The sequence below is a fragment of the Kitasatospora sp. NPDC091257 genome, from assembly GCF_044757675.1.
Classification (GTDB): domain Bacteria; phylum Actinomycetota; class Actinomycetes; order Streptomycetales; family Streptomycetaceae; genus Kitasatospora; species Kitasatospora lactacystinica.
In genome coordinates, this window is sequence record NZ_JBIVVI010000708.1 from 1 (window position 1) to 4,826 (window position 4,826).

The 4,826-nt window shown below is 74.4% G+C and carries 3 protein-coding genes; 2 read left to right on the forward strand and 1 reads right to left on the reverse strand.

The genetic code is table 11. The features are described from left to right. Positions 1 to 171: 171 nt before the first annotated feature. Both ACIQOV_RS27825 and ACIQOV_RS27830 read left to right on the forward strand, forming a co-directional pair. Complete coding sequence (locus ACIQOV_RS27825; protein ID WP_380553127.1) at positions 172 to 1,236, forward strand: ATP-binding protein; 1,065 nt, start codon at positions 172 to 174, stop codon at positions 1,234 to 1,236. Next, complete coding sequence (locus ACIQOV_RS27830) at positions 1,233 to 3,026, forward strand: hypothetical protein (RefSeq protein WP_401053103.1); 1,794 nt, start codon at positions 1,233 to 1,235, stop codon at positions 3,024 to 3,026. The genes ACIQOV_RS27825 and ACIQOV_RS27830 overlap by 4 nt, the downstream gene beginning before the upstream one ends. Before the next feature lie 148 nt (positions 3,027 to 3,174). Here ACIQOV_RS27830 and ACIQOV_RS27835 read toward each other — a convergent pair whose 3' ends face one another. Next, positions 3,175 to 4,641 carry an alpha/beta hydrolase gene (locus tag ACIQOV_RS27835; RefSeq protein ID WP_401053105.1) on the reverse strand — a complete coding sequence of 489 codons (1,467 nt, stop codon included), beginning with the start codon at positions 4,639 to 4,641 and terminating at the stop codon, positions 3,175 to 3,177. Positions 4,642 to 4,826: the final 185 nt, after the last annotated feature.

Genomic DNA, 4,826 nt, shown 5'->3' on the forward strand with positions numbered 1-4,826 from the left:
GGGTGTGCAACGACCGGGCCCGGCACCGGTCACCCACCGCGCGCTCGCGTCCACACCCCGGACCGTACGGCCCGCGGCCCGTACGGCCCGGCCCGCCGAAAATCCAGGTGCGCCCGGCCGACTCCCCCCGCACACTGGGCCGGTCACGCACCGTTGTCGCGAAGGAGCCCCGTGCAGGGAGCAGTCAGCGTCTCGCCCGCCCAGATCCCCGAGCTGCTGCTCGGCCTGGCCACCGTCCGCCCGGTGTTCCTCTGGGGCGCCCCCGGGATCGGAAAGTCCTCCCTGGTCAGGGCGTTCGCCGAGTCGCTCGGCCTGGAGTGCGTGAGCCTGGTCGGCACCCAGCTCGCCCCGGAGGACCTGATCGGCGTCCCGCAGCTCACCCCCGAGGGCCGCTCCCGGTTCTGCCCGCCCGAGCAGATCGCCCGCGACCAGCCGTACTGCCTGTTCCTGGACGAACTCAACGCGGCCTCGCCGGACGTCCAGAAGGCCTTCTACTCGCTGATCCTGGACCGCAGGATCGGCTCGTACGAGCTGCCGCCCGGCTCGATCGTGATCGGCGCCGGGAACCGCGCCACCGACGGCGCGCTCGCCCGCCCGATGGCATCCGCACTGGTCAACCGCATGGTCCACGTCCATCTGCGGGCCAGCGCCGAGGACTGGCTGCGCTGGGCGGCCGGCGCCGGCATCCACCCCTGGATCGTCGACCACCTCACCGACCGGCCCGACCACCTGTGGTCCGCCCCGCCCAAGACCGAGGAGCCGTTCTCCACCCCGCGCGCCTGGCACATGCTCTCCGACGCGCTGCACTCCTTCGGCCCCACCCTGGATGAGGCGACCCTCAAGGTCGTCGCCCACGGGCTGCTCACCGCGCAGCACGCGGTCGCCTTCTGCGGCTACGCGAAGATCGTCCGCAACTCCTACGGCCTGGAGGCGATCCTCAAGGGCGACGCCCGCTGGCCGCACCGGCTGGAGGACCGCGACCTGCTCTACTACCTGGCCGACGCCTTCCGCGGCCGGCTGGTCAAGGAACTGCCCGCCCGCAAGGAGCACGCCTCCGGGGCGCAACGGCAGACCGCCTTCCGGGCCAAGTCGCTGCTGGTGCAGCTGGCCGAGATCTCGGTGGAGGTCGCCCAGACGGTGATCGCCGACGGCTCGGACGGCAACCCGGTGCTGCCCGCCTGGTTCCTGATCGAGGCCGCCCGGGACATGCCCCGCCTGGTCGAGGCCCGCCGGTGAAGCACGCCCCGGCCGACCGGAAGAAGCCGGACCCGGGCGCCGAGGCCTTCGCCGAGGGCCTCCAACTGCTCCGCCGCAACCCGGCCCTCGCCGCCCTGCGCGCCGACGTCTGCCGCACCGAGACCTGCACCACCGCCCCGCCGAACGGCTGGGCGGTGGCCGACTCCAACGGCACCCTGCACGTCAACCCGCGCCGCCGGGCCGAACCCGAGGAATGGGCCTGGGTGCTGGCGCACTGCCTGCTGCACCTCGGCTTCGGCCACCTCCCGGGAGCCCGCGGCACCCGGACCCAGCCCGACGCCCACCAGGCCGCCGCCCGCTGCGCGGTGGTCAACCGCTTCCTCGCCACCTTCCCGGTCGGCCGCGCCCCGGTCGTCCTCCCGCAGGAGTACCCGGGCGGCGACGAGGAGGAGCTGGCCGACCGCTGGCGCCGCGACGGCCTGCCCGCGCCCGACACCGCCGGGACCGCCGGCACCGCCGAACGCGACCAACTGCTGGTCGAGTGGCGCGGCCACGGCCAGGCCCGCGAGGACTGGCCCACGGCCTTCGCGGCCGCGCTCACCCGCACCATGTCCGCCGCGATGGACCGGGCCGGCGGCCGGATCGACACCGAGACCGGCGAACGCCTGCCCGAACGGCCCTGGAACAGGGCACTCAACTGGTTCGTCTCCTCCTACCCCCTGCTCGGCGGCATCGCGGCCGGCCTCACCGTCGTGGCCGACGCCGAACTCGCCCGCGCCCACGACATCGCCGTCGCCGCCGTCAACGCCGAGGCCGGCGAGATCTACGTCAACCCGCTGCGCCACCACGCCGACGAGGAGTGGCGGTTCATCCTCGGCCACGAGATCCTGCACGCCGCCCTGCGGCACGGCGAGCGCCGCGGCGGACGGGACCCGTTCCTGTTCAACGTCGCCGCCGACTACGTCATCAACGGCTGGCTGCTGGAGATGGGCGTCGGCGAGATGCCCGACGGGCTGCTGCACGACCCGCAGCTGAACGGCCTGTCGGCCGAGGAGGTGTACGACCGGATCGCCCGCGACCAGCGCCGCATCCGCCGCCTCGCCACCCTGGCCGGGAAGAACCGCCCGGACGTCCTCGGCGAACCGCTGGGAGCGCCCCGGGACTACGTCGACCTCGACGACTTCTACCGCCGCGGACTCCAGCAGGGCCTCGAACTGCACCGGCGCGAACGCGGCCTGCTCCCGGCCGGGCTGGTCGAGGAGATCCGCGCACTCGCCCACCCCCCACTGCCCTGGGACGCCCGACTGGCCCGCTGGTTCGACGAGTTCGTGCCGAGCCCGGAACCGGTGCGCAGCTACTCCCGCCCCGCCCGCCGGCAGTCCGCCACCCCGGACATCCCCCGGGCCGGCCGCTACCACCCCGAGGTGGAGGTGCCGCGCTGCACCTTCGGGGTCGTCCTGGACACCTCGGGCTCGATGGACCGGGCGCTGCTCGGCAAGGCGCTCGGTGCGATCGCCTCCTCCGCCGCCGCCCGGGACGTCCCGGCCGCCAGGGTGGTGCACTGCGACGCCGCCCCGCACGACGCCGGGTACCTCCCGGTCGAGGAGATCGCCGGGCGCCTGCGGGTGCACGGGCGCGGCGGCACCGTCCTCCAGCCGGGCATCGACCTGCTGGAACGGGCCGAGGACTTCCCGCCCGGGGCACCCGTCCTGGTGATCACCGACGGCGAGTGCGACGTCCTGCGGCTGCGCCGCGAGCACGCCTTCCTCGTCCCGCGCGGCGCCGCACTCCCGTTCACCCCGCGCGGGCCGGTCTTCCGGATGAGCTAGGCGTTCCGTCCCGTGAGGAGGGGGACGCGGCCCCCGCCGGGCACCGACGTCCCGCTCCCGGTCTCGGTGTTCACCCGGGCCACCGACGTCCCCGCGCAACTGCTGTCCTAGCCGGTGCCGGGCGTGCGCCCGGAGGCGGAGGAACGCCCTAACCGCCGCAGGTCAGGTCCTTCGCGGGCAGCCGGCCCGTGGTCAGGTAGCGGGTGACGCTGCCGTCCGCGCAGGAGGGGCCGGCCACCACCACGCCGTGGCCCTCGCCGCCGGCCACCGTGACCAGCCGTGCACCGTGCAGCGCCCGCCGCATGCCCTGGGCCATGGCCAGCGTCGCCTGCGGATCCCACTGGTTCTGCACGATCAGCGCCTTGACGTCGTTGTTCACCACGGTGGCCGGCTCGCCGCCCGCCGGCTTCCAGAACGCGCACGGCAGGATGTTGGCCCCCAGGTCGCCGGCCAGCGGGTACCGGGCCCGGTCACGGACCGCGTCCCGGCGGTACTGCTCGGGGTCGCGCGGCCAGTTGCGGTTGTCGCCGCAGAGGACGGCCCACGCGACGGAGACCGTGTTGTCCGTCGGAACGACCGACGGCACCGCCGGTGCGGCCGGCCCGCCCGCGGCGGCGGCCTTCAGCGCGACGATCCAGGGGGTGACGGCCTCGACGTGGACGAACGCCGCGTAGCCGGACCGGACGGCGTCGCCGTCGAGCGACCCGTCCTCGGTCGGGACGGGCGTGCGGTCGGCGTGGGCGACCAGGTCCCAGTACGTCCTGCGGACCTCCGCCGCCGTCGCACCCAGTCCGTACGCCGCGTCGCGGGCGGCGGCCCACTCGGTCCAGCGGGTGAAGGCGAGTTCGGCCCCCGCCGACGCCTCCCGGAGCCCCGCGCGCCACACGAGCGACGGGTCGAGCGCGCTGTCGAGCACGAAGCGGTCCGAGCGCTGGGGGAACATCTGGGCGTAGACGGCGCCCAGGTAGGTGCCGTACGAATGCCCGAAGTAGGAGATCCTCCGCTCGCCCAGTGCCGCCCGGACGACGTCCATGTCCCGCGCCGTGTTGCGGGTGGTGATGTGCGGCAGCACGTCCCCCGCCTTGGCCCAGCACTTGTCGGCCACCGTCCGGGCCCAGGCCACGTCCTTCGCGAACGTGCCTGCCGAGTAAGGGTGTTGGAAGGTCCGCTCGTCGGCCTTCAGGTCGCAGCCGATCGGCGAGCTCTGCCCGGCACCGCGCGGGTCGAACCCGATCAGGTCGAACCGGTCCCGCACCTCCGCCGGCAGCAGCGGCTCCATCTCCACGGGCATGGTCAGCCCCGGGCCGCCCGGGCCCCCGGGATTCAGCAGCAGCACGCCGTGCCGCTGCTTCGCGCTGCCCGCCTCGACCCGCGATATCGCGATGTCGATCGTCCGGCCGCCGGGGTCGGCGTAGTCCAGCGGCACCTCGACCTTCGCGCACTCGAACGCCGCCGGGCGGTCCGCATCGCAACGCTCCCAACGGAGTTGCTGCTGCGCGTACCGCTGGAGCGGATCGCCCGCCGCGAACGCCGTCACGGGGGTGAGCGCCGCCAGCGCGGTCGTCACCGCGCCGACCGTCAGCGCGGAAATCGTCCGTCCGTCTCGCAGAACCATGCCAGTCCTCTGTGCAGAATCGGTGCCTCGGAAATTGCTTCCAGTCTCCGTTCCGCCGCCCCCGCACCCCGTACGGCGCCAGGATGGGTTCATGATCCGACCTGCGGCGTACGCCGCCGCGCCGACGTAGGGCCGGAGTCCCATACCCCGTCATCCACCGGCCCGGGGTGCCGGCGTCCACGGGG